18 protein-coding genes are annotated in these 22,016 nt (G+C 66.8%); 14 read left to right on the forward strand and 4 right to left on the reverse strand.

Annotated elements, in window-relative coordinates:
* Positions 1-22: 22 nt before the first annotated feature.
* From murJ to JHW45_RS05085, 3 genes are read right to left on the reverse strand one after another with little or no spacing between them, the layout of a single operon-like run.
* Positions 23-1,549 (reverse strand): murein biosynthesis integral membrane protein MurJ, encoded by a 1,527-nt coding sequence (gene murJ, locus JHW45_RS05075; protein WP_272859855.1) that lies wholly within the window; start codon positions 1,547-1,549, stop codon positions 23-25.
* Between the two features lie 4 nt (positions 1,550-1,553).
* Positions 1,554-4,310: a [protein-PII] uridylyltransferase gene (locus JHW45_RS05080; RefSeq protein WP_419181834.1), complete on the reverse strand. Its 2,757-nt coding sequence runs from the start codon at positions 4,308-4,310 to the stop codon at positions 1,554-1,556.
* A gap of 29 nt (positions 4,311-4,339) precedes the next feature.
* Positions 4,340-5,548, reverse strand: a complete 1,209-nt coding sequence (locus tag JHW45_RS05085) for a penicillin-binding protein activator (RefSeq protein WP_272859856.1) — start codon at positions 5,546-5,548, stop codon at positions 4,340-4,342.
* A 110-nt stretch (positions 5,549-5,658) separates the two neighbouring features.
* On the opposite strand from JHW45_RS05085, the gene rsmI reads away from it, so the two are divergent.
* From rsmI to gshB, 3 genes are all read left to right on the forward strand, one after another.
* On the forward strand, positions 5,659-6,558 hold the full coding sequence (rsmI, locus tag JHW45_RS05090) for a 16S rRNA (cytidine(1402)-2'-O)-methyltransferase (protein ID WP_272859857.1): 900 nt from the start codon (positions 5,659-5,661) through the stop codon (positions 6,556-6,558).
* A 158-nt stretch (positions 6,559-6,716) separates the two neighbouring features.
* Positions 6,717-7,040 carry a YraN family protein gene (locus JHW45_RS05095; protein ID WP_272860547.1) on the forward strand — a complete coding sequence of 108 codons (324 nt, stop codon included), beginning with the start codon at positions 6,717-6,719 and terminating at the stop codon, positions 7,038-7,040.
* 62 nt (positions 7,041-7,102) lie between these two features.
* Complete coding sequence (gene gshB, locus JHW45_RS05100) at positions 7,103-8,050, forward strand: glutathione synthase (protein WP_272859858.1); 948 nt, start codon at positions 7,103-7,105, stop codon at positions 8,048-8,050.
* 40 nt (positions 8,051-8,090) lie between these two features.
* On the opposite strand, the gene JHW45_RS05105 is transcribed toward gshB, so the two are convergent.
* A complete protein-coding gene (locus tag JHW45_RS05105; protein WP_272859859.1) occupies positions 8,091-9,605 on the reverse strand; it encodes a YifB family Mg chelatase-like AAA ATPase in 1,515 nt (504 codons plus the stop codon).
* 125 nt (positions 9,606-9,730) lie between these two features.
* On the opposite strand from JHW45_RS05105, the gene coaBC reads away from it, so the two are divergent.
* The 11 genes from coaBC to uvrB all read left to right on the forward strand — a co-directional run bounded on the left by coaBC (position 9,731) and on the right by uvrB (position 22,001).
* Positions 9,731-10,963: a bifunctional phosphopantothenoylcysteine decarboxylase/phosphopantothenate--cysteine ligase CoaBC gene (gene coaBC, locus JHW45_RS05110; protein WP_272859860.1), complete on the forward strand. Its 1,233-nt coding sequence runs from the start codon at positions 9,731-9,733 to the stop codon at positions 10,961-10,963.
* Positions 10,960-12,057, forward strand: coding sequence for a cysteine desulfurase family protein (locus JHW45_RS05115; protein WP_272859861.1), 1,098 nt, complete (start codon positions 10,960-10,962; stop codon positions 12,055-12,057). Before coaBC ends, JHW45_RS05115 begins: the two co-directional genes overlap by 4 nt.
* Complete coding sequence (gene sufB, locus JHW45_RS05120; RefSeq protein ID WP_272859862.1) at positions 12,035-13,555, forward strand: Fe-S cluster assembly protein SufB; 1,521 nt, start codon at positions 12,035-12,037, stop codon at positions 13,553-13,555. Before JHW45_RS05115 ends, sufB begins: the two co-directional genes overlap by 23 nt.
* Positions 13,552-13,887 carry a response regulator gene (locus JHW45_RS05125; RefSeq protein WP_272859863.1) on the forward strand — a complete coding sequence of 112 codons (336 nt, stop codon included), beginning with the start codon at positions 13,552-13,554 and terminating at the stop codon, positions 13,885-13,887. The genes sufB and JHW45_RS05125 overlap by 4 nt, the downstream gene beginning before the upstream one ends.
* A gap of 97 nt (positions 13,888-13,984) precedes the next feature.
* Positions 13,985-14,740, forward strand: coding sequence for a Fe-S cluster assembly ATPase SufC (gene sufC, locus JHW45_RS05130; protein ID WP_272859864.1), 756 nt, complete (start codon positions 13,985-13,987; stop codon positions 14,738-14,740).
* Positions 14,740-16,080, forward strand: coding sequence for a SufB/SufD family protein (locus tag JHW45_RS05135; RefSeq protein ID WP_272859865.1), 1,341 nt, complete (start codon positions 14,740-14,742; stop codon positions 16,078-16,080). Before sufC ends, JHW45_RS05135 begins: the two co-directional genes overlap by 1 nt.
* A 14-nt stretch (positions 16,081-16,094) precedes the next feature.
* Positions 16,095-16,565, forward strand: a complete 471-nt coding sequence (locus JHW45_RS05140) for a hypothetical protein (protein WP_272859866.1) — start codon at positions 16,095-16,097, stop codon at positions 16,563-16,565.
* Complete coding sequence (locus JHW45_RS05145; RefSeq protein ID WP_272859867.1) at positions 16,562-17,155, forward strand: YIP1 family protein; 594 nt, start codon at positions 16,562-16,564, stop codon at positions 17,153-17,155. The genes JHW45_RS05140 and JHW45_RS05145 overlap by 4 nt, the downstream gene beginning before the upstream one ends.
* Positions 17,152-18,363, forward strand: a complete 1,212-nt coding sequence (locus JHW45_RS05150) for a cysteine desulfurase (protein ID WP_272859868.1) — start codon at positions 17,152-17,154, stop codon at positions 18,361-18,363. Before JHW45_RS05145 ends, JHW45_RS05150 begins: the two co-directional genes overlap by 4 nt.
* Before the next feature lie 112 nt (positions 18,364-18,475).
* Complete coding sequence (locus JHW45_RS05155; protein WP_272859869.1) at positions 18,476-19,699, forward strand: NAD(P)/FAD-dependent oxidoreductase; 1,224 nt, start codon at positions 18,476-18,478, stop codon at positions 19,697-19,699.
* A 115-nt stretch (positions 19,700-19,814) separates the two neighbouring features.
* Complete coding sequence (gene uvrB / locus JHW45_RS05160) at positions 19,815-22,001, forward strand: excinuclease ABC subunit UvrB (RefSeq protein ID WP_272859870.1); 2,187 nt, start codon at positions 19,815-19,817, stop codon at positions 21,999-22,001.
* Positions 22,002-22,016: the final 15 nt, after the last annotated feature.

A 22,016-nucleotide genomic window follows, 5' to 3' on the forward strand; every position in this document is an offset into this window, starting at 1 on the left:
TGCTGCGCGGGTGCCGCGCCCTTCAGCGTTTCACGGCTGCGCGCAATTCCGACAGCCGATAGGCGCCGGTGGCGAAGCTGAGCGTGAAATAGATCGCGGCCCCGCCGAAAACCAGGATGGCAAGGGCCGGAACGTCGCCAAGCCCGGTGGTGGCCAGCCAGCGCCGGATGAACCACAGCGCGACGGCCATCAGCGCCGCGTTCAGCACGATGCGCGGCCCGGCCCGGCGCAGCCTTGCATCGGCGCGCGCGGCCTGACCCATGGCGCGCGTGCCCCACCACAGCTGCGCGACCATGACCCAGGCGGCGACGGTGGTGCCGATGGCGGCCGCCAGAAAGCCGATCGCGCCCATCACACCGAACGCCACCGCTGCGTTCACCACCATCGACATGGCGGCAAAGCGGAACGGCGATTTCGTGTCCTCGCGCGCGAAATACAACGGTTGCAGGATCTTCTGAAGAACGAATGCGGGCAGGCCGAACGCATAGACGACAAGGGCCGCCGCCGTCTGGGCGGTGTCGTGGGCGGTGAACTGGCCGCGTTCGAACAGGGTCGCGACCATAGGCTGGGCGATCACGGCGATGGCGAAGGCGGCGGGCAGGGTCAGGAACAGCCCGAACTCGGTCGCGCGGGAATAGGCCGACTGGCCGCCGGCGTGATCCTCGGCCCGCAGCCGGCGGGCAAGTTCGGGCAGCAGAACGACGGCCACGGCGGCGCCCACGACACCAAGCGGAAGCTGATAAAGACGGTCGGAATAGGACAGCCAGGCAATCGCCCCCTCGAACCGCGATCCGACCTGCCGCCCGATCAGCAGGTTCAGCTGCACCACGCCGCCGGCAAAGGCCGCGGGCAGCGCGACGGCCAGCAGCCGGCGCATGTCGGGGGTCAGGCGCGGGCGGCGCGGCCAGAACGTCCAGCCGGTCCGATGCGCGTCCCACCAGACCAGCGCCAGCTGCGAGATGCCGGTAAGGGGCGTGGCCCAGGCCAGCGTCAGCCCCAGATCCCAACCGCGCCAGCGCCCCATCCCCATCGCGACGATGAACAGCAGGTTCAGCAGGACCGGGGCGGCGGCGGCGGCGGTGAAGCGGCCATTGGCGTTCAGCACCCCCGAGATCATCGAGGCCAGCGAGATCAGCAGGATATAGGGAAAGGTGATGCGGCCGTATTCGACCGCCAGCGCGAACCGCTCATCCCCCTGAAACCCTGCGGCCATCAGCCAGACCAGCCCCGGCATGAAGATCATCGCGACCGCCGACAGGATCAGCACCGCCATGAACAGTCCCGAAAACGCCTGAGCCGCAAAATTTTCCGCATCGCGCCGGTCTTCCAGCTTCTTGGAAAAGATCGGCACGAACGCGGTATTGAACGCGCCTTCGGCGAAAAAGCGGCGGAACATGTTGGGCAGCGACAGCGCGATCAGGAACGCCTCGGCCACGGGGCCCGTGCCCAGCCACGCCGCCATCAGGATGTCGCGCACAAAGCCCGACACGCGCGAGATGAACGTCCAGATTCCCACCGACAGGAATCCGCGCACCAGTCCCGATTTCATGGATCTATGCCTCTGCCCGTTTTGCCCCGTCGGCGATCGCCGCGCGCAGCTTTTTCTCAAGCGCCTCGCGCCTTGCATCGCTGTGCAGCTTCAGCCCGAACATGTCCTTGACGTAAAAGCTGTCGACGACCTGCGCGCCGAACGTGGCGATGACGGCGCTGACGATCTGGATATGGTTGGCGGCCATCGTGCGGGTCAGGTCGTAAAGCAGGCCGGGCCGGTCGCGCGTGTCCACCTCGATGATGGTATAGATGTCGCTGCCTTCGTTATCGAAGGTGATATGGGTGGGAAAGCGGAATTCTCGGTTGCGCTTTTTCGGCTTGTCGCGGCTGGCGAACGCCTCGCGCGCGACGATTTCGCCGTTCAGCGTGCGCAGGATGGTCTGGCGCAGCCGCGGCAGCCGATCCTCGCTGAACGGGCGGCCCTCGGCGTCCTGGATCCAGAACACCGCCGTCGCATAGCCGTCGCGGGTGGTATAGGTCCGCGCATCGACCACATTCGCGCCCATCAGCGTCAGCGCCCCGCACAGCCGCGAAAAGATGCCCGGATGATCGGCCAGCACGAAGGCCGCGCGCGTCGCGTCGCGATCCGTGTCGGCGCGCAGGTCGATGCGGATGTCGTCGGCCGCGATCTGGTGCAGCAGCGTGGCAAACACCGCCTGCGTCTCGGTGGGCAGGCTGGGCCAGTAGCTGTCATAGTGACGGCCCAGCTCGGCCCGGATTTCCTTCGCGTCCCATCCCTTGGCGATCAGCAGATGGCGCAGCGCGCGCTTGGCCTCGTTCTGGCGCTTGTCGCGGTTCAGCTCCTCAAGCCCGTTTTCCAGCGCGGCGGCGGTTTCCTGGTGCAGCTTGCGCAGCAGCGCCGCCTTCCAGTTGTTCCAGACGCCGGGGCCGACGCCGCGAATGTCGCAGACCGTCAGCACCAGCAGCAGATCCAGCCGCTTGCGGGTTTTCACTGCCTTGGCAAAATCGCGCAGCGTGCGCGGGTCCGAGATGTCGCGCTTCTGCGCCACGTCGGACATCAGCAGATGGTTGCGGACCAGCCATTCGACCGTCTCGACATCGTCCTGGCTGAAGCCGAAGCGGGTGGCGATGCGGCGGGCGATGCGGGCGCCCAGGATCGAATGATCCTCGGGGCGGCCCTTGCCGATATCGTGCAGCAGCGTCGCCAGATACAGCACCCGCCGATTGATCCCCGACCCCATGATGCCGTGCGACAGCGGCAGATCGTCGGAATGTTCGCCGCGCTCGATCTCGGCCAAGGCGGCGACGCACTGGATCGAATGTTCGTCCACGGTATAGTGGTGATAGACGTTGAACTGCATCATCGCGACGACCGGCTGGAATTCGGGGATGAAGGCGGCCAGCACGCCCAACTCATTCATGCGGCGCAGGCTGCGTTCAGGATTTCCGTGTTTCAGCAGCAGGCCCATGAAGATGCGGATCGCCTCGGGGTCGTGGCGCATCCGGTCGTCGATCAGGTCCAGATTGGCGGCGACCAGCCGCATCGCGTCGGGGTGGATCAGGATGCCCGTGCGCAGCGCCTCGGCGAACAGGCGCAGGATGTTCAGCGGGTCTTGCAGGAAAACGGCCTCGTCCCTGATCCCCAGCCTGCCGTGCTGATCGACGAATCCGTCCCTCAGCTTGCGGCGCCGGCGAAAGAAGCGGCCGAAAAACGGCGCGCTGCGGACATGGCGCGATTCCAGTTCGGTCAGGAACACGCGGGTCAGTTCGCCCACGCGGGTCGCGTGGCGGAAATAGTCCTGCATGAAATATTCGACCCCGCGCCGGGCGTCGCTGTCGGCATAGCCCATGCGCCGCGCAACCTCGACCTGCATGTCGAAGGTCAGCGCATCGACCAGCCTTCCCGCGATCAGGTGCAGATGGCAGCGCACCGCCCACAGGAAATCCTCGGCTTGCCAGAAGGCCAGATGTTCCTCGCGGCTGAACACGCCCAGATCGACCAGCTCGACCGCGCGTTCCACGCGGTGGATGTATTTCGCGATCCAGTACAGCGTCTGAAGATCGCGCAGCCCGCCCTTGCCTTCCTTGACGTTGGGTTCCAGCACGTAACGCTGGCCGCCCTGGCGCTGATGCCGGGCGCTGCGTTCCTCCAGCTTGGCCTCGATGAATTCGGGAACGGTGCGGTCGAACAGTTCGGACCACAGCCGGTCGCGCAACTCTTGCGCCAGCGGCGCGTGGCCGGTGACCAGTCGATGTTCGACCAGCGAGGTGCGGATGGTCATGTCGCCCTCGCCCAGACGCAGACAGTCGTCCACCGTGCGGATGGAATGGCCGATCTTCAGCTTCAGGTCCCACATCATGTACAGCATGGATTCGACCACGCTTTCGGCCCAGGGCGTGATCTTCCACGGGGTCAGGAACAGCAGGTCCACATCGGATGCGGGCGCCATCTCGGCCCGGCCGTAGCCGCCGACCGCCAGCACCGCCAGCTTTTCGCCGTCTGCGGCGCTGTGCTGGGGATGCAGCTTGACCGTGGCCACATGGTGCACCGCCGTCACGATGCCGTCGGTCAGCGCGGCGATGGCGCGCACCGTCTCGCGCGCGGCGCGGGGATGGCTGGCAAACCCGGCCTCGACATCGGCCATCGCGTCCTGCCGGGCGGTGGACAGGAACGCGACCGTCGCCGCGCGGATGTCGCGCGGATCGTCAAGCCCCTCCAGCCGCCGGTCCAGCGTCGCCAGAATGCTGTAGGGGTCGAACAATTCATGCGCCCCGGGCAGGGCCGGGGCGCTTTGCACGGTCGGCTCCGGCGGGCTTGCGGCCAAGATCAGAACCCGACGCCGCCAAACCCACGCGGCGCAGGATCAAGGATCACGACCTGATTGCCGCGGATCGTGGCGACGGCCAGCCCGCGCTGGATGGTGCCGTCGGGCCGCAGCCGGAAGACGCCGCCGACGCCCGAGAAGCCCGACCGCTGCGTCAGCCCCGATGTGGTCAGCGCGTTGCGCTTGCCCGCGCGCACCAGCGAGGCAATCGCCGCGACGCCGTCATAGGCCAGGCTGGCTAGTTCGTGCGGCTGCTCGCCATAGGCCGACCGATAGCGGGATTCGAACTGGCGTTGCAGGCTCTGGTCGGGAATCGCGAACCAGCCGTTCTGCAACTGCGGCAGCGACAGCCGCGACGCGGGCTGATCCCACCGCGTCAGCCCCATGAACTGCGTCACCTGCGAGGTGACCCCGGCCGCGGCCAGTTTTTCGGTCAGATAGGGCAGGACGGCCTGGTTGTTGGCGGTCATGAACACGGCGTCCACCCGGCCCGACTGCGCCGCCGCGACGATCTGCGGCGTGACCGCATCGACGCCGCTGACCGAGACGGGGTGGTTGCTGCGCCCGACCAGACGCGCGCCGTTGCGGGCGATGGCGGTCTCGATCGCGCGGCCGCCGATCTGGCCGGCCACGTCGTTTTCGGCCACGACATAGATGTTGCGCTTGCGGTTCCTGACGCCGAAGCCGACCAGCCGGTCGGCGACATTGGCAAAGCTGTTGCCAAGGATGAAGACGTTGCCGCCGGCGATCTCGGCGTTGTTCGAGAATGACAGCACGTTGATCTCGCGCGGGCGCATGGCGTGGCCGACGGCGTTGGCGGCCTCGGCGAACAGCGGCCCGATGATGATCTGCGCGCCGGCATCGGCGGCCGCATTGGCCTGCGCCACGGCCTGTTCGGTGCTGCCGCCGCTGTCATAGATGCGCAGGTCGATATTCGCACCCTGCGCGTCCGAGGCCGCCATGCGGGCGGCGTTCTTCAGGCTGCGGGCCAGCCATTCCAGGTTGGCCGAACCGCTGCCCCCCGGCGCCAGAAGCGCGACCTGCACCGGCTGGCCGGGGTCGATCAGCCGGCCGATGCTGGGCCCGGTGGCCTGCTCGCCCATCCCGACCGTGTCGCAGGCTGCAAGAAACAGGGCCGTGACCACCGCGCCGGTGCGGCAGATCGTGCGACGCAGCCTTGCGAAGGGCCGGGTTGTGGCAGATGCAAACATGTGAAACTTCCCTGCAGGATGATCGGATGGCGGCAAACTGGCCGCAGCCTATGAGCATCATGGCGGATTGGCAATCGGCGGCACCGCCGCCCACGGCAGGAGAACGCCCGATGAGCGAAAAAACGACCGCACCGCCGCAGCGCCTGCAGGCCCATGTCGCCGCCGACCGGCTGGAACCGGGCCTGTATCTGGTTGCAACCCCCATCGGGACGGCGCGCGACATCACGCTGCGGGCGCTGGACGTGCTGAATGCGGCCGATCTGCTGGCGGCCGAGGATACGCGGGTGATGCGCCATCTGATGGACATTCACGGCATTCCGCTGCGCGGGCGTCGGGTCGTGTCCTATCACGACCACAACGCCCCGCGCACCGGCCCGAAGCTGATGGAAGCGCTGGCCGAGGGGGCCAGCGTGGCCTATGCGTCGGACGCCGGCACGCCGCTGATCGCCGATCCCGGTTACCGTCTGGCGCGCGAGGCGGCGCAGGCGGGGGCGCGGGTGCATGTCGTGCCCGGCCCTTCGGCCGCGCTGGCGGCGCTGAGCCTGTCGGGCCTTCCCACCGACCGTTTCCTGTTCGCAGGCTTTCCGCCCGCGACAGCCTCCGCCCGCGCGACATGGCTGCGGCACTGGGCGCAGACGGATGCCACGCTGATCCTGTTCGAAAGCCCCAGGCGCGTTAACCAGACATTGAAGGAGTTGTGCGAGATTGATCCGAATCGCGTTACCGTGGTGGCACGCGAACTGACCAAGAAATTCGAGGAGGTGATTCGGGGCACGGCACAGGAACTGGCGCGCGATCCGCGCATCTCGTCGCTGAAGGGCGAGGTGGTTCTGCTGCTGGACCGCCCTTCGGCGGCCCGGGTCGAGCCGAGGGACGTGGAACACGCCTTGCGCGCCCGGATGGGCGCGATGTCGGTGAAGGACGCCGTGCGCGAGGTGTCCGGGGAACTGGGCCAAAAGCGGCGCGATGTGTATCAGATCGCGCTGTCGCTGACGAAACAGGACGATTGAGGGGCGCGGTCGGCCGGATGCCGGTCTGCGACCCCGGGCGAGGGACCATGACGTTTCACATCGACAGAGGAAATTGGCGCGCCGATCCGGTGAACGCGGTGGCGGGAAGTGCGACGATCCGCGCAAATCGCGGTCGGCGTGCCTGTCTTGCCGGCGCGATGGCCGAAGACGGCGTCGCCCGTCATCTGGAGGCGCGGGGCATGCGCGTGATCGCCCGGCGCTGGCGCGGCCGGGCAGGCGAGATCGACCTGATCCTTCGCGACGGCGCCTGCGTCGTGTTCGTCGAGGTCAAGCAGGCCGCCACCCATGCCGAGGCGGGTCTGCGTCTGCGGCGACCGCAGATGGATCGAATCTGCGCCGCCGCATCCGAATATTGCGGCACCCTGCCGCAGGGCCTGCTGACCGAGATGCGCCTTGACGTGGCACTGGTGGACGCGGCGGGGCGGATCGAGATGATCGACAATGCCTTTGCCGAAGCCTAGGCGCGGCACTTGCATCGCTGCCGGCGACGGGTAACAACCGGGCAAGCCTTCAGGAGTGCCCCATGAGCCTTTACGTCGCCCTGCAGATGGACCCGATCGAGGATGTCGCAATAAAAGCCGACAGCAGCTTCCGCATCGCGCTTGAGGCCGAGGCGCGCGGACATCGCCTGTTCCAGTATACCGTCGATCGGCTTCGCTATGACGAAGGAAAGGTGATCGCGCGGGGCCGCCCGGTCAGCGTGCAGGCGGTCGAGGGCGATCATGTCCGGTTCGGCGACTGGGCCGAGGTCGAGTTGACCGAATTCGACGTGGTCTGGCTGCGCCAGGATCCGCCGTTCGACATGGCCTATGTCACCTCGACCCATCTTCTGGATCGCGTTCACCCTGCCACGCTGGTCGTCAACGATCCGTTCTGGGTGCGGAACTTTCCCGAAAAGCTGATGGTGCTGGATTTTCCCGATCTGACGCCGCCCACGATGATCGCGCGCGATCTGTCGGCGTTCCGGCGGTTCCGCGAACGCCACGGCGAGATCATCGTGAAGCCGCTTTATGGCAATGGCGGGGCGGGCGTGTTTCATCTGCGGCCGGACGATCCGAATCTGTCGGCGCTTCTGGAAACCTTCGCCGACATCAACCGCGAGCCGATGATCGCGCAGAAATATCTGGCCGGGGTGACGCGCGGCGACAAGCGCATCATCCTGGTCGATGGCGACCCGGTCGGCGCGATCAACCGCGTTCCGCTGGAGGGAGAGGCGCGGTCGAACATGCATGTGGGCGGTCGCGCCGAGAAGATCGGACTGACCGAGCGTGAACACGAAATCTGCCGCCGGATCGGTCCGGTCCTGCGCGACAAGGGGCTGATCTTCACCGGGATCGACGTGATCGACGGCTGGTTGACGGAAATCAACGTCACCTCGCCCACCGGCATTCAGGAGCTTGAGCGTTTCGACGGCGTCAACGCCGCCGCGCTGATCTGGGATGCCATCGAACGCAGGCTGGCCGCGCGCTGAGACGCGCCAGCGGCCGGCCCGGCCGGGGGCAGGTCGGGCCTCAGCCGCCGGCGACGAAGGGCAGGCGATAGCTGATCGCCTCGGCCAGATGCGGTGCGCGCACATCCTCGGATCCGTCCAGATCGGCGATCGTGCGGGCGGTGCGCAGGATCCGGTGATAGCCGCGCGCGGTCAGCCCCAGCCGCTCGGCTGCCTTCACGATCAGCGCCCGCCCCTGACTGTCGGGCGCCGCGATCCGGTCCAGAACCGCGCCGGATGCGTCGGCATTGGCGCGGATGCGGGGCAGATCGCGGAAGCGCCGGGTCTGGATCTGGCGCGCCTCGGCGACGCGCTGGCCGATCAGGTCTGACGTTTCGCCGGTCCCCGGCAGTTCCAGATCGTGAAAGCTGACCGCCGGCACCTCGAACCGCAGATCGAACCGGTCCATCAGCGGCCCCGAGATCTTGCCCATATAGTCCGAGCCGCAGATCGGCGCGCGCGGACAGGCCTGGGCGGCATCGGCCAGATGGCCGCAGCGGCAGGGATTGGCGGCGGCGACCAGCAGGAAGCGGCAGGGATAGCGGATATGGGCGTTGGCGCGGGCCACCACGACCTCGCCCGTCTCGATGGGCTGGCGCAGCGTTTCCAGCACCTGACGCGAGAATTCGGGAAATTCGTCCATGAACAGCACGCCGTTATGGGCCAGGCTGATCTCGCCCGGCTTGGCGCCGCGGCCGCCGCCGACGATGGCCGCCATCGAGGCGGTGTGGTGAGGTTCGCGGAACGGCGCGCGGCGCGAGATGCCGCCATCCTCAAGCGTGCCGGCCAGCGAATGGATCATCGAGGTTTCCAGCGCCTCGACCGGGGTCAGCGGCGGCATCAGGCCGGCAAGCCGCGCGGCCAGCATGGATTTTCCCGCGCCGGGCGGCCCGACCATCAGCAGATGATGGCGCCCGGCGGCGGCGATTTCCAGCGCGCGCTTGGCACGCTCCTGCCCCTTCACGTCGGACAGGCAGCCGGCGGGCGGGGCCGCGCCGATGGTTCCGGGGCGGGCGCGCGCCAGCGGCTGGCGGTCGGTCAGGTGATCGACCACCTCGCGCAGGGTGGCGGGCGCGATCACCGGCACCGCCTCGACCCAGGCCGCCTCGGGGCCGCATTGCTGCGGGCAGATCAGCGCCCGATCGTCCTCGGACGCGGCCATGGCGGCGGGCAGGGCGCCCGTCACCGCGACCAGCCGCCCGTCCAGCGCCAGTTCGCCCAGGCAGACGCAGCGGGCGAGTTCGTCGGCCGGAACGATGTCCAGCGCCGCAAGCACGGCAAGCGCGATGGGCAGGTCGAAATGCGACCCCTCTTTCGGCAGGTCGGCGGGCGAGAGGTTGACGGTCAGCCGCTTGTTCGGCATCGCCACCGACAGCGCGCCAAAGGCCGCGCGCACGCGTTCGCGCGCCTCGCTGACCGCCTTGTCGGGCAGGCCGACGATGCCGAAGGTGGGCAGGCCGACCGAGACGGAGCACTGCACCTCGACCAGCCGCGCCTCGACCCCCTCGAAAGCGACCGAATATGCGATCGCGACCATTTGTCCCCCTTCGCCATCCCTGCCGATGGGTTAGCGTGCAAGGGCTTAAGGTTTGGTTAACGGCGCAATTCCTTGCGACAGGCGGTGTGCGCGTCTATCTGTCATGCAGGGTTTTCGGGGGCGACATGGACGGCAAGCGCATCCTTTTGATCGTCGGCGGCGGCATTGCCGCCTTCAAGGCGCCGGCGCTGATCCGGCTGCTGCGCGCCGAGGGGGCGGCCGTGACGCCGGTGCTGACCGCCGCCGGCGCGCAGTTCACCACGGCGATGACGCTGTCGGTGCTGGGCGGCGAGGCCGCGCATGAAGGTCTGTTCGACATCTCGACCGAGGCCGAGATCGGGCATATCCAGCTGTCGCGCAATGCCGATCTGGTGGTCGTGGCGCCCGCGACCGCCGATCTGATGGCCCGGATGGCGCAGGGGCTGGCCGGCGATCTGGCCACGACGCTGCTGCTGGCAACTGACAAGCAGGTGCTGATCGCGCCGGCGATGAACGTGCGCATGTGGCAGCACCCGGCGACGCAGCGCAATCTGGAATTGCTTCAGGGCGACGGCATCCTGACGGTCGGGCCGGATCAGGGCGACATGGCCTGCGGCGAATTCGGGCCGGGCCGGATGGCCGAGCCCGAGGCAATCATGGCCGCCATCCGCGGCGCCCTGCGCGACGAGCCGCTGAAGCTGACGCGCGAATCGCAGGTGTCGCGCGGCCCGCTGGAGGGACGGCACGTCCTTGTGACCTCGGGCCCCACGCATGAGCCGATCGACCCGGTGCGCTATCTTGCGAACAGATCGTCGGGCGCGCAGGGGACGGCGATTGCCGCGGCGCTGCGCGATCTGGGTGCGCGGGTCAGCTTTGTGACCGGCCCGGCCACGGTGCCGCCGCCCGAGGGCGTCGAGGTGATCGCCGTCGAAACCGCACGCCAGATGCGCGACGCGGTGCAGCAGGCCCTGCCGGCGGATGCGGCGGTGATGGCCGCGGCGGTCGCCGATTGGCGCGTCACCAATGCAGGCGCGCGCAAGATCAAGAAGGACGGGTCGGGCAAGCCCCCGGTGCTGGACATGACCGAGAATCCCGACATTCTGGCATGGGTCAGCGGGCTGACGGACCGTCGCCCGGCGCTGGTCGTCGGGTTCGCGGCCGAGACCGACGATGTGATCGAGAACGCCACCGCCAAACGCGCGCGCAAGGGCTGCGACTGGATCGTGGCCAACGATGTCAGCCCCGCGACCGGAATCATGGGCGGCACCGAAAACGCCGTGACCCTGATCCGCCAGGACGGCGTGCAGGAATGGCCGCGCATGGGCAAGGACGAGGTCGCGCGCCGGCTGGCCCGCGAAATCGCGAGGGCGCTGGCATGACCCGGCATTATCTGGACTGGAACGCCACCACCCCCGTCCGCCCCGAGGCGCGGGCGGCGATGATCGAGGCGATGGATCTGGCCGGAAACCCGTCCTCGGTCCATACCGAGGGGCGGGCGGCGCGGATGCTGCTGGAACGGTCGCGCGAACAGCTTGCCGCCGCGCTTGGGGCCGAGGGGGCGGATATCGTCTTCACCTCGGGCACGACCGAGGCGGCGACGATGGTGCTGGCGGGACGCGGCATCCGTTGCGCGGCGGTCGAACACAGTGCGGTCAAGGTCTGGTGCGATCCGGTGCTGCCGGTGGATGGCGAGGGCATCGTGACGGTGGACGACCCGGCGCGGGCCAGCCTGCAACTGGCCAACAACGAAACCGGCGTGATCCAGGACCTGCCGCAGGGTCTGGACAGCAGCGATCTCACCCAGGCTTTCGGCAAGATCCCGTTCGCCTTCAACTGGCTGGGCGTCACCGCGGGCTTTGTCAGCGCGCACAAGCTGGGCGGTCCCAAGGGCGTCGGCGCGCTGATCCTGAAGAAGGGCACCGACATGCCGGCGCTGATCCGGGGCGGCGGTCAGGAACAGGGGCGGCGCGCGGGCACCGAGAATCTGGTCGGCATCGCAGGCTTTGCCGCAGCCGCCAGCGCCGCACAGAAAGAGCTGGAGGCGGGGCTGTGGGACGAGGTCGCCGCGCGTCGCGACGCGCTGGAGGCGCGGCTGCTGGACATCGCCCCGACCGCGCGGATCGCCGGAAAGAACGCCCGACGCTTGCCGAACACCACTTGCATTCTTACATCAGGGTGGAAGGGCGAGACGCAGGTCATGCAGATGGATCTTGCGGGTTTTGCGGTGTCGGCGGGTTCGGCCTGCTCATCGGGCAAGATCCGGGCCAGCGGGGCGCTGCAGGCGATGGGGTTCAGCGACGGCGAGGCGCAGTCCGCGATCCGCATCTCGATCAGTCCGGCCGTGGGCCGGGACGAGGTGAACCGGTTTGCGGATGCATGGGAAAGCGCGTATTCACGCTGGCGCGACAGGAATGGCCAGGCGGGACGCTTGGCTGCAGGAAGGACACGAGATGACCGAGACCACCGATCTTGACGTGCGTGAAGGTGTCGACCGGGAAACCGTCGAGACCGTGCAGAACATGGGCAGCTATAAATATGGCTGGGAAACCGAGATCGAGATGGACTATGCCCCCAAAGGGCTGAACGAGGATATCGTCCGCCTCATCTCGGAAAAGAACGAAGAGCCGGAATGGATGACCGAATGGCGGCTGGAAGCCTATCGCCGTTGGGTCAACATGTCCGAGCCGACCTGGGCGATGCTGAACTATCCGGTCATCGACTATCAGGATCAGTATTACTACGCGCGGCCGAAAAGCATGGCGGTCAAGCCGAAATCGCTGGACGAGGTCGATCCCAAGCTGCTGGCGACCTATGAGAAGCTGGGCATCCCGTTGCAGGAACAGATGATCCTGGCCGGTGTCGAGGGCGCCGAGGCGGCCCCCGCCAACGCCCGCAAGGTCGCCGTGGACGCGGTGTTCGACAGCGTTTCGCTTGGCACCACCTTTCAGGACGAACTGGCCAAGGCCGGCGTCATCTTCTGTTCCATCAGCGAGGCGATCCGCAAGCATCCCGAACTGGTCAAGAAATACCTGGGCAGCGTCGTGCCGCAATCCGACAACTTTTTCGCCACGCTGAACAGCGCGGTGTTCTCGGATGGCAGCTTCGTCTATGTCCCGCCGGGCGTGACCTGCCCGATGGAGCTGTCCACCTATTTCCGCATCAACGCCGAAAATACCGGGCAGTTCGAACGGACGCTGATCATCGCCGACAAGGGCAGCTATGTCAGCTATCTGGAAGGCTGCACCGCGCCGCAGCGCGACACCAACCAGCTTCATGCGGCGGTGGTGGAAATCGTCGTGCTGGAAGATGCCGAGGTCAAGTATTCGACCGTGCAGAACTGGTTCCCGGGCGATGAGGACGGCAAGGGCGGGATCTACAACTTCGTGACCAAGCGCGCCGACTGCCGCGAGGCGCGGGCCAAGGTGATGTGGACGCAGGTCGAGACCGGCAGCGCGATCACCTGGAAATACCCGTCCTGCATCCTGCGCGGGGACGAATCGCAGGGCGAGTTCTATTCCATCGCCATCACCAACAATTGGCAGCAGGCCGATACCGGCACCAAGATGGTGCATCTGGGCAAGAACACCCGCTCGCGGATCGTGTCCAAGGGCATTTCGGCCGGTCAGGCGCAGAACACCTATCGCGGTCTGGTCAGCATGCACCCGCGTGCGACGAACAGCCGCAACTATACCCAGTGCGACAGCCTGCTGATCGGCGACAAGTGCGGCGCCCATACCGTGCCCTATATCGAGGTCAAGAACACCAGTAGCCGCGTGGAACACGAGGCGACGACCAGCAAGGTCGATGACGATCAGCTGTTCTACTGCCGCTCGCGCGGGATGGACGAGGAAGAGGCCGTCGCGCTGGTCGTGAACGGTTTCTGCCGCGAGGTTTTGCAGGCGCTGCCCATGGAATTCGCCATGGAGGCGCAGGCCCTGGTGGCGATCAGCCTGGAGGGATCGGTCGGATGACGAACGCAATGGCAGGCCAGAAGGCCGTCGTGCTGCTGGTGGGCAAGCTGCCCCACGTGATCGGCGGCATCGCGCAGGAACTCAGCGACATGCAGGTGGAATGGCTTGGCGCACATGACCGCGCCGAGGTGATCCGCCAACTGGACGCCGAACCGCGCATCGCCTGCGTGGTGATGGGTGCCGGGCTGGATGACGACATCCGGGGCGAGCTGATCGGCGTCATCGCGTCGCGCCGGCCCGACCTGACGATCCACCTGAAGGATCGCGATTCGGGCCCCGACGGGCTGGCGCCCTTTGTGCGCAAGGTCGTGGACGCGGTCGTCCTGGCCTGACACGGCGCAGGGAAACTGCGTGAAACGGGATCATGCGCCCGGTCCGGCCCCAGGGGTCGGACACGCGGCGGCAAAGAAAGTGCGAAGGGAATCGCGGATGCTTAAGATCAACAACCTGCACGTCAAACTTGAGGAAGAGGACAAGCGTATCCTGAACGGTCTGACGCTTGATATTCCCGCCGGTCAGGTCCATGCGATCATGGGGCCGAACGGGTCGGGCAAATCGACCCTGTCCTATGTGCTGTCGGGTCGCGACGGCTATATCGTGACCGAGGGCGGGGCGACGCTGCAAGGCCAGGATCTGTTGCAGATGGACCCCGAACAGCGTGCGGCCGCCGGTCTGTTTCTGGCGTTCCAATACCCGATCGAGATTCCCGGCGTCGGCAACATGACCTTTCTGCGCACTGCCGTGAACGCGCAGCGCAAGGCGCGCGGCGAGGACGAGATGTCCTCGGGCGAGTTTCTCAAGGCCGTGCGCCAGAAGGCCAAGGAATTGCAGATCGACGCCGACATGCTGAAACGCCCGGTCAATGTGGGATTTTCGGGCGGCGAGAAGAAGCGCAACGAAATCCTGCAGATGGCGATGCTGGAGCCGCGCATGTGCATCATGGACGAGACCGATTCCGGTCTGGACGTGGATGCGATGCGCCTGGTGGCCGATGGCGTGAACGCCCTGCGCGCACCCGATCGCAGCTTTCTGGTCATCACCCATTATCAGCGCCTGCTGAACCATATCCAGCCCGACGTGGTCCATATCCTGTCGAATGGCCGCATCGTGAAATCCGGCGGGCCGGAACTGGCCCTGCAGGTCGAGGATGAAGGTTACGGCGATCTGTTGTCGGAGGCCGGCTGATGTCGGAAGCTGCTGTCAAGACCAAGGATGTCACCCCGCAGGTCAGCGGCGCCGTAAAGGCCGCCGATGCGTTGCAGGCGCGGCTTGACGCGCTGACCTTGCCCAAGGGCGGGTTCAGCGCCGCCGCGCGCGCCGACGCGCTGGCGCGGCTGCGCGAGATGGGCCTGCCCGGTCCGCGCGACGAATACTGGCGCTATACCGACCCGCGGCCCTTCAACGCGCCCGACCCGCAGCCCATCCCGATCGAACGGAACGCGCCGGATTCGCCGCTGTTTTCCGATCTGGACCGGCTGAAGCTGGTCTTCGTCGATGGCGCCTTCGATGCCGCGGCTTCGGACGAACTTGCGCTGGAGGGAATCGAGATCCAGACGCTGGCGCAGGCCGACAGGTCGGGCGATCACTGGGCCGCCGATCTTTACGGCGTGCTGGAAGCCGCAGGGCAGAAGCCGGTCAAGCGTCCCTTTGCGGCGCTGAATACGGCGTCCGCTACGGACGGCATCCTGATCCGCGTCACCGGCAAGCCCGCAAAGCCCGTGCATATCATCCACCGCCGCGTGGCCGAGGATGCCGATGTCGCCTGGCATCACCTGATCCGGCTGGAGCCGGATACAGAACTGACGCTGCTGGAAACGGGGATGGTCGGTGCCCGCTCGAACGCGGTGATCGAGGCGGATCTGGCCAAGGGCGCAAGGCTGCATCACATCACCGCCAAGCGCGCGGGCCACCAGAAGCTGGGACTGTCGCATCTGTTCGCGCGCGTCGATGCCGAGGCCGAGCTGAAGGCGTTCAACCTGTCGGTGAACGGCACGCTGATGCGCTATGAATCCGTGATCGACATCGTGGGCGACGATGCAGTCGCCCATATCGCCGCCGCCGTGCTGGGCGACGGCAATGTCGGTCCGTTCCACCACGACGACACCGTGTTCATGACCCACGCGGCCGAGCGTGGCGAAAGCCGGCAGGTGTTCAAGAAGGTGCTGAAGAACGGGGCCGAGGGCGTCTTTCAGGGCAAGATCCTGGTCAAGCCGGGCGCGCAGAAGACCGACGGGTATCAGATCAGCCAGGCGCTGCTGCTGGATGAACGCAGCCAGTTCCTGGCCAAGCCCGAGCTTGAGATTTATGCCGACGATGTCAAATGCTCGCACGGCTCGACCACCGGCGCGATCGACGAAGAGGCGCTGTTCTATCTGCGCACGCGCGGCGTGCCCTATGACCGCGCGGTGGTGTTTCTGGTCCTGTCGTTCCTGGCCGACGCGCTGGCCGAGATCGAGGATGAGGAACTGCGCGGGCAGATCAACGATCGGTTGGAAGCGTGGCTGACCCGTCGCGCCCAACAGTGATGCGCGGCGGCATCGTGCCGCGTATTCTGCAAAGCTGGTGGGCTCCGCGCGATGTCGTGCGGGGCCTTTCCGACATGCCCGAACGGGTCAAGCTGGTGGTGCTGATGGCGGCGCTGCTGATCTTTCTGGTCGCGCAGGCGCCGCTGCGGGCGCGCGAGGCGCAGGTCGATCCCTCGATCCCGTTCGACGCGCGCATGGCCGGCGCCCTGCTGGCCGTGATGTTCGTGATGCCGCTGATCGCCTATGGCGTGGCGGCTCTGGTTCCGCCGCTGATGCGGCTGGCGTCCCGGCGCCTGACGGCCGAGGATTCGCGCCTGGCGCTGTTCTGGGCGCTGCTGGCGGTGGCGCCGGCAATGCTGTTATGGGGCATGGTGGCCGGTCTGGTCGGACCCGGCCCGGCGCAGGTGGCGACCCAGGCCCTGGTCGGGATCGGCTTTCTGGCGATCTGGGGGGCGGGGCTGTCCGCGCTGACGAGGAAAGCATGACATTCGACGATCTCAAGTCGCTGGTCGGCCTGACATTCCGCCACCCCGAAGGCGCGGCCCGCACCCTGATGGCGCTGAACCTGCCGCTGTCGGCGCGCTGGATGGCGTTGCTGCTGGCGGTGTCGGTGTCGGCCCTGCTGGCCTGGACCTCGGCGCAGATGTTCCCGCTGCCCGAAGGCGAGGCGGGCGGCGTTCTGGTCCTGACGACCCAGCCTCTGGCGATGGCCGGCATCCAGATGGCGGCCATCGTGCTGGCCGCCGGGCTGATGGCGGGGGTCGGCCGCATGTTCGGCGGCGAGGGCCGGTTCGAGGATGCGCTGCTGCTGACCGTCTGGATCGAGGTGGTGCTGCTGCTGGTCCAACTGGTCCAGCTTCTGCTGTCGCTGATCCTGCCGGGGCTGGCCGGCCTCCTTGGCATCCTGGCCATCGCCGTGTTCCTGTGGCTGACGGTCCAGTTCACCAAGGCGCTGCACGATTTCCGCAGCGGGCCCAAGGTGATGCTGGGCCTGTTCGCCACCGCGCTTGCCGTGGGCTTTGTTCTGTCCTTCCTGGCCGCCGCCTTCGGCCTTCTTCCCGAGGTGCCGCAATGAGTCTTGACGTTCCCGCCATCCGCGCCGATTTCCCGATCCTGTCGCGACAGGTGAACGACCGTCCGCTGGTCTATCTGGACAACGGCGCCAGCGCGCAAAAGCCGCGTCAGGTGATCGAGGCGATCACCCGCGCCTATGAGGGCGAATACGCCAATGTCCATCGGGGGCTGCATTACCTGTCCAATCTGGCAACCGACAATTACGAACGCGTCCGCGCGATCATCGCCCGGTTCCTGAACGCCCCGCGCGAGGACGAGATCATCTTCACCTCGGGCGGGACCGAGGGGATCAACCTCGTCAGCTATGGCTGGGCCGCGCCGCAGATGCAGCCGGGCGATGAGATCGTGCTGTCGGTTCTGGAACATCACGCCAATATCGTGCCGTGGCATTTCCTGCGCGAACGTCAGGGCGTCGTTCTGAAATGGGTGGAACCCGAACCCGATGGCAGCCTGCCCGCGCAGAAGATGCTGGACGCGGTCGGCCCGCGCACCAGGCTGATCGCAGTCACGCATATGTCGAACGTGACCGGCACCATCGTCGATGTGGGCGCGATCGCGCGCGGAACCGATGTTCCGGTTCTGGTCGATGGCAGCCAGGGCGCGGTGCACATGCCGGTCGATCTGGCCGCGTTGGGCGTCGATTTCTACTGCATCACCGGGCACAAGCTTTACGGCCCGTCCGGGTCGGGCGCGATCTGGATCAGGGCGGAACGGCAGGCCGAGATGCGGCCCTTCATGGGCGGGGGCGACATGATCCGCACGGTGGCGCGCGACGCCATCGACTATGCCGACCCGCCGCTGCGCTTCGAGGCCGGGACGCCCGGCATCGTCAACCAGATCGGGCTGGGCGCGGCGCTGGAATATCTGATGCAGCTCGGCATGGCCGACATCGCGGCCCATGAACGGACGCTGCGCGACCATGCCCGCACCCGGCTGCGCGAACTGAACTGGCTGAACGTGCAGGGCGACGCGCCGGGCAAGGGCGCGATCTTTTCCATGACCATGCAGGGCGCCCACGCCCACGACATCTCGACCATCCTCGACAAGCAGGGCATCGCGATCCGGGCGGGCAGCCATTGCGCCATGCCGTTGATGGAGTTCTATGGAATCAGCGCCAGCGCGCGCGCCTCGTTTGCGATGTACAACACCACCGCCGAGGTGGACGCGCTTGTCGAAGGTTTAAGCTTCTGCCGCGAACTTTTCGCCTGAATCTTGCAAAGATTCGGCCAATGACCGAAGAATGCCCGAAATCTCTTGCCGGATCGCGACGGAATCTGCATCCCTCGCGTTAACACGGATCGACAGGGGGAAGGGGGCGCGCATGTCCGAGATTCTGGTCCTTGGTGCGGGAATGGTCGGGGTCAGCACGGCGCTGGCGTTGCAGGAACGTGGCCATGACGTCACCATCATCGACCGCAATTCGCCGGGACGCGAGACCAGCTATGGCAATGCCGGGCTGATCCAGACCGAGGCGGTCGAACCCTATGCCATGCCGCTGGCGCCCGGCGCGCTGATGCAGATCGCCCTGGGGCGCGGCTATGACGTCAAGTGGAACATTCCGGGATTGTTGTCGCAGGCGGGGGCGGTCTGGGCCTATGCGAAGAACTCGCTTCCCTCGGCGCACCGGCGCGCGTCGCAGACCTGGGGCAGGCTGATCCGCCAATCGACCGAGCGTCACGGACCCCTGGTCGAGGCGTCGGGGGCCGACAACATCATCCGCCGCGACGGCTATGTCGAGATTCACCGTACGCCCAAGAAGATGGAAAAGGCGCGCAAGGCCGCCGAACGCTTTCGGACCGAATTCGGGGTCGAGGCGCGGCTGCTGGACGGCAAGGAACTGCGCGCGCTGGAACCCGCGATCAAGATCGAGGTCGAGGGCGCAACCCACTGGACCGACAGCTGGAACTGTTCGGACCCCGGCGGGCTGGTGGCGCGCTATGCGGCGCTGTTCGAACGCCGGGGCGGGCGGGTCCTGAACGGCGATGCGGGCGATCTGCATCGCAAGGGCGCCGCATGGGTGGCCGACGAGGCCGAGGCCGAACACGCCGTCGTCGCCCTGGGGCCGTGGTCGCCGATGATGCTGGGCCGGTTTGGACTGAACGTGCCGATGGTCTACAAGCGCGGCTATCACCGCCATTACCACATGGACGCGCCGCCGCATCACCCGATCGCGGATTTCGGCAACTCGGTCGTGCTGTCGCCGATGCGGCGCGGCCTGCGCATCGCCACGGCGGCCGAACTGACCCGCAATCCGCGCCTGACGCCCCCGCAGCTGAGCCATGGCGAGGCCGCGGCCCGCGAGCTGTTCGACATCGGCGCGCCGGTCGAGGCCGAGCCGTGGACGGGCCGTCGCCCCTGCATGCCCGACATGCTGCCGGTGGTGGGTCGCGTGCCGGATCAGGAAAACCTGTGGGCGCATTTCGGCCACGGCCATCAGGGCTTTACCCTGGGGCCGGTCACCGCCGAGATTCTGGCGGACGAGTTGGACGGCGGCGACGGCTGGCCGGAACTGCAACCCGACCGGCTGAAACGCGCGACCGGCTGACACGGCGGGGCAGGCCCAATTGCGCTTTGCCGGCCACGCGATCCTTCGCTGCGGCCGGTTGACTTTCGGGCCGCAGCCCACACCTTGGGGTCACCTTCGCCAGCATGGACACCTCATGGGTCACAACAACACCAACGCCCCGCTTGCACGCTTTCCCGAAGTCACCCGCCCCAAGCTTGAGGGTGGCAAGCGGTTCGTCATGCACAGCGAATTCAATCCCGCGGGCGATCAGCCCACGGCGATCGCGGAACTGTCGCAGGGCGTGAATCAGGGCGAACGCGATCAGGTTCTGCTGGGCGCGACCGGGACCGGCAAGACCTATACCATGGCCAAGGTGATCGAGGAGACGCAGCGCCCCGCAATCATCCTGGCGCCGAACAAGACGCTGGCGGCCCAGCTTTACGGCGAGTTCAAGGGCTTCTTTCCGGAAAACGCCGTCGAGTATTTCGTCAGCTATTACGACTATTACCAGCCCGAGGCCTATGTGCCGCGCAGCGATACCTATATCGAGAAGGAATCGCAGATCAACGAGGCCATCGACCGGATGCGCCACAGCGCCACGCGCGCGCTGCTGGAACGCGATGACGTGATCATCGTCGCCTCGGTATCCTGCATCTACGGCATCGGTTCGGTCGAGACGTATTCGGCGATGACGCAGGACATGGTCGTCGGCGAAAGCTATGACCAGCGGGAATTTCTGGGACAACTGGTCGCGCAGCAATACAAGCGGCTGGACGCGGCCTTCCAGCGCGGCGGCTTTCGCGTGCGCGGCGACGTGGTCGAGGTGTGGCCCGCCCACCTTGAGGATCGGGCGTGGCGGTTCGATTTCTTCGGCAACGAGCTTGAGAAGATCACCGAATTCGATCCGCTGACGGGCGCGAAAAGCGACACGTTCAAGCAGATCCGCATCTATGCCAACAGCCACTATGTGACCCCGCGCCCGACGATGCAGCAGGCGGTCAAGGGCATCAAAAAGGAGCTGGCCGAGCGGCTGAAGGTCCTGCAGGACGAGGGCAAGCTGCTGGAGGCGCAGCGGCTGGAACAGCGCACCAATTTCGACCTGGAGATGCTGGAGGCGACCGGCGTCTGCAACGGGATCGAGAACTATTCCCGCTATCTGACCGGCCGCGCGCCGGGCGAACCGCCGCCCACGCTGTTCGAGTTCATTCCTGACAACGCAATCGTCTTCGCCGACGAATCCCATGTCAGCGTGCCGCAGATCGGCGGCATGTATCGCGGCGACTTCCGGCGCAAGTTCACGCTGGCCGAACACGGGTTCCGCCTGCCGTCCTGCATGGACAACCGGCCGCTGAAATTCGAGGAATGGGACGCGATGCGCCCGCAATCGGTGTTCGTCAGCGCCACCCCCTCGACCTGGGAACTGGACCAGACCGGCGGTGTCTTCACCGAACAGATCATCCGCCCCACCGGCCTTGTGGACCCGCAGATCGAGATCCGCCCGGTCGAGATGCAGGTGGACGACCTGCTGGACGAGGTGCGCCGCGTCACCGCCAACGGATACCGCACGCTGGTCACGACGCTGACCAAGCGCATGGCCGAGGATCTGACCGAATATCTGCATGAACAGGGCATCAAGGTCCGCTACATGCACAGCGACATCGACACGATCGAACGGATCGAGATCCTGCGCGACCTGCGCCTTGGCGCCTTCGACGTGCTGGTGGGCATCAACCTGCTGCGCGAGGGGCTGGATATTCCCGAATGTGGGCTGGTGGCCATTCTGGACGCCGACAAGGAAGGTTTCCTGCGCTCCGAAACCTCGCTGATCCAGACCATCGGCCGGGCCGCGCGGAACGCAGATGGCCGGGTCATCATGTATGCCGACCGCATCACCGGCAGCATGGAACGCGCCATGGCCGAAACCGACCGGCGGCGCGAAAAGCAGATCGCCTATAATCTGGAACACGGCATCACGCCCCAGACCGTGCGCAAGAATGTCGAGGATGTGCTGGCCGGGCTGTGGCAGGGCGACACCGACCAGTCGCGGATCACCACCCGCATCGACAAGCCGATGGTCGGCGCCAATCTCCAGGCGCATCTGGACGCGCTGCGCACGCAGATGCGCAAGGCCGCCGAGAACCTGGAATTCGAGGAAGCCGCGCGGTTGCGCGACGAGGTCAAGCGGCTGGAAGCCGTCGATCTGGCCGTCTCGGACGATCCGCTGGCGCGGCAATCGGCGGTCGAACAGGCGGTCGAGGCGGCGGTGGGGTCCTCGGGTCGCTCGACCGCCGGACGTGCCGGGCAGCGGGGCGGAAACAAGCGGTCCAGGCGTCGTCGCTAGGGCCGCCGATGCTGC

Source organism: Paracoccus stylophorae (genome assembly GCF_028553765.1).
GTDB classification, from domain to species: Bacteria; Pseudomonadota; Alphaproteobacteria; order Rhodobacterales; family Rhodobacteraceae; genus Paracoccus; species Paracoccus stylophorae.

What these genes read in the sequence shown, in the direction of transcription:
- murJ (WP_272859855.1), bottom strand. Translation starts at nt 1,549, where the DNA reads ATGAAATCGGGACTGGTGCGCGGATTCCTGTCGGTGGGAATCTGGACG.
- JHW45_RS05085 (WP_272859856.1), bottom strand. Translation starts at nt 5,548, where the DNA reads ATGTTTGCATCTGCCACAACCCGGCCCTTCGCAAGGCTGCGTCGCACG.
- rsmI (WP_272859857.1), top strand. Translation starts at nt 5,659, where the DNA reads ATGAGCGAAAAAACGACCGCACCGCCGCAGCGCCTGCAGGCCCATGTC.
- JHW45_RS05095 (WP_272860547.1), top strand. Translation starts at nt 6,717, where the DNA reads ATGGCCGAAGACGGCGTCGCCCGTCATCTGGAGGCGCGGGGCATGCGC.
- gshB (WP_272859858.1), top strand. Translation starts at nt 7,103, where the DNA reads ATGAGCCTTTACGTCGCCCTGCAGATGGACCCGATCGAGGATGTCGCA.
- JHW45_RS05105 (WP_272859859.1), bottom strand. Translation starts at nt 9,605, where the DNA reads ATGGTCGCGATCGCATATTCGGTCGCTTTCGAGGGGGTCGAGGCGCGG.
- coaBC (WP_272859860.1), top strand. Translation starts at nt 9,731, where the DNA reads ATGGACGGCAAGCGCATCCTTTTGATCGTCGGCGGCGGCATTGCCGCC.
- JHW45_RS05115 (WP_272859861.1), top strand. Translation starts at nt 10,960, where the DNA reads ATGACCCGGCATTATCTGGACTGGAACGCCACCACCCCCGTCCGCCCC.
- sufB (WP_272859862.1), top strand. Translation starts at nt 12,035, where the DNA reads ATGACCGAGACCACCGATCTTGACGTGCGTGAAGGTGTCGACCGGGAA.
- JHW45_RS05125 (WP_272859863.1), top strand. Translation starts at nt 13,552, where the DNA reads ATGACGAACGCAATGGCAGGCCAGAAGGCCGTCGTGCTGCTGGTGGGC.
- sufC (WP_272859864.1), top strand. Translation starts at nt 13,985, where the DNA reads ATGCTTAAGATCAACAACCTGCACGTCAAACTTGAGGAAGAGGACAAG.
- JHW45_RS05135 (WP_272859865.1), top strand. Translation starts at nt 14,740, where the DNA reads ATGTCGGAAGCTGCTGTCAAGACCAAGGATGTCACCCCGCAGGTCAGC.
- JHW45_RS05145 (WP_272859867.1), top strand. Translation starts at nt 16,562, where the DNA reads ATGACATTCGACGATCTCAAGTCGCTGGTCGGCCTGACATTCCGCCAC.
- JHW45_RS05150 (WP_272859868.1), top strand. Translation starts at nt 17,152, where the DNA reads ATGAGTCTTGACGTTCCCGCCATCCGCGCCGATTTCCCGATCCTGTCG.
- JHW45_RS05155 (WP_272859869.1), top strand. Translation starts at nt 18,476, where the DNA reads ATGTCCGAGATTCTGGTCCTTGGTGCGGGAATGGTCGGGGTCAGCACG.
- uvrB (WP_272859870.1), top strand. Translation starts at nt 19,815, where the DNA reads ATGGGTCACAACAACACCAACGCCCCGCTTGCACGCTTTCCCGAAGTC.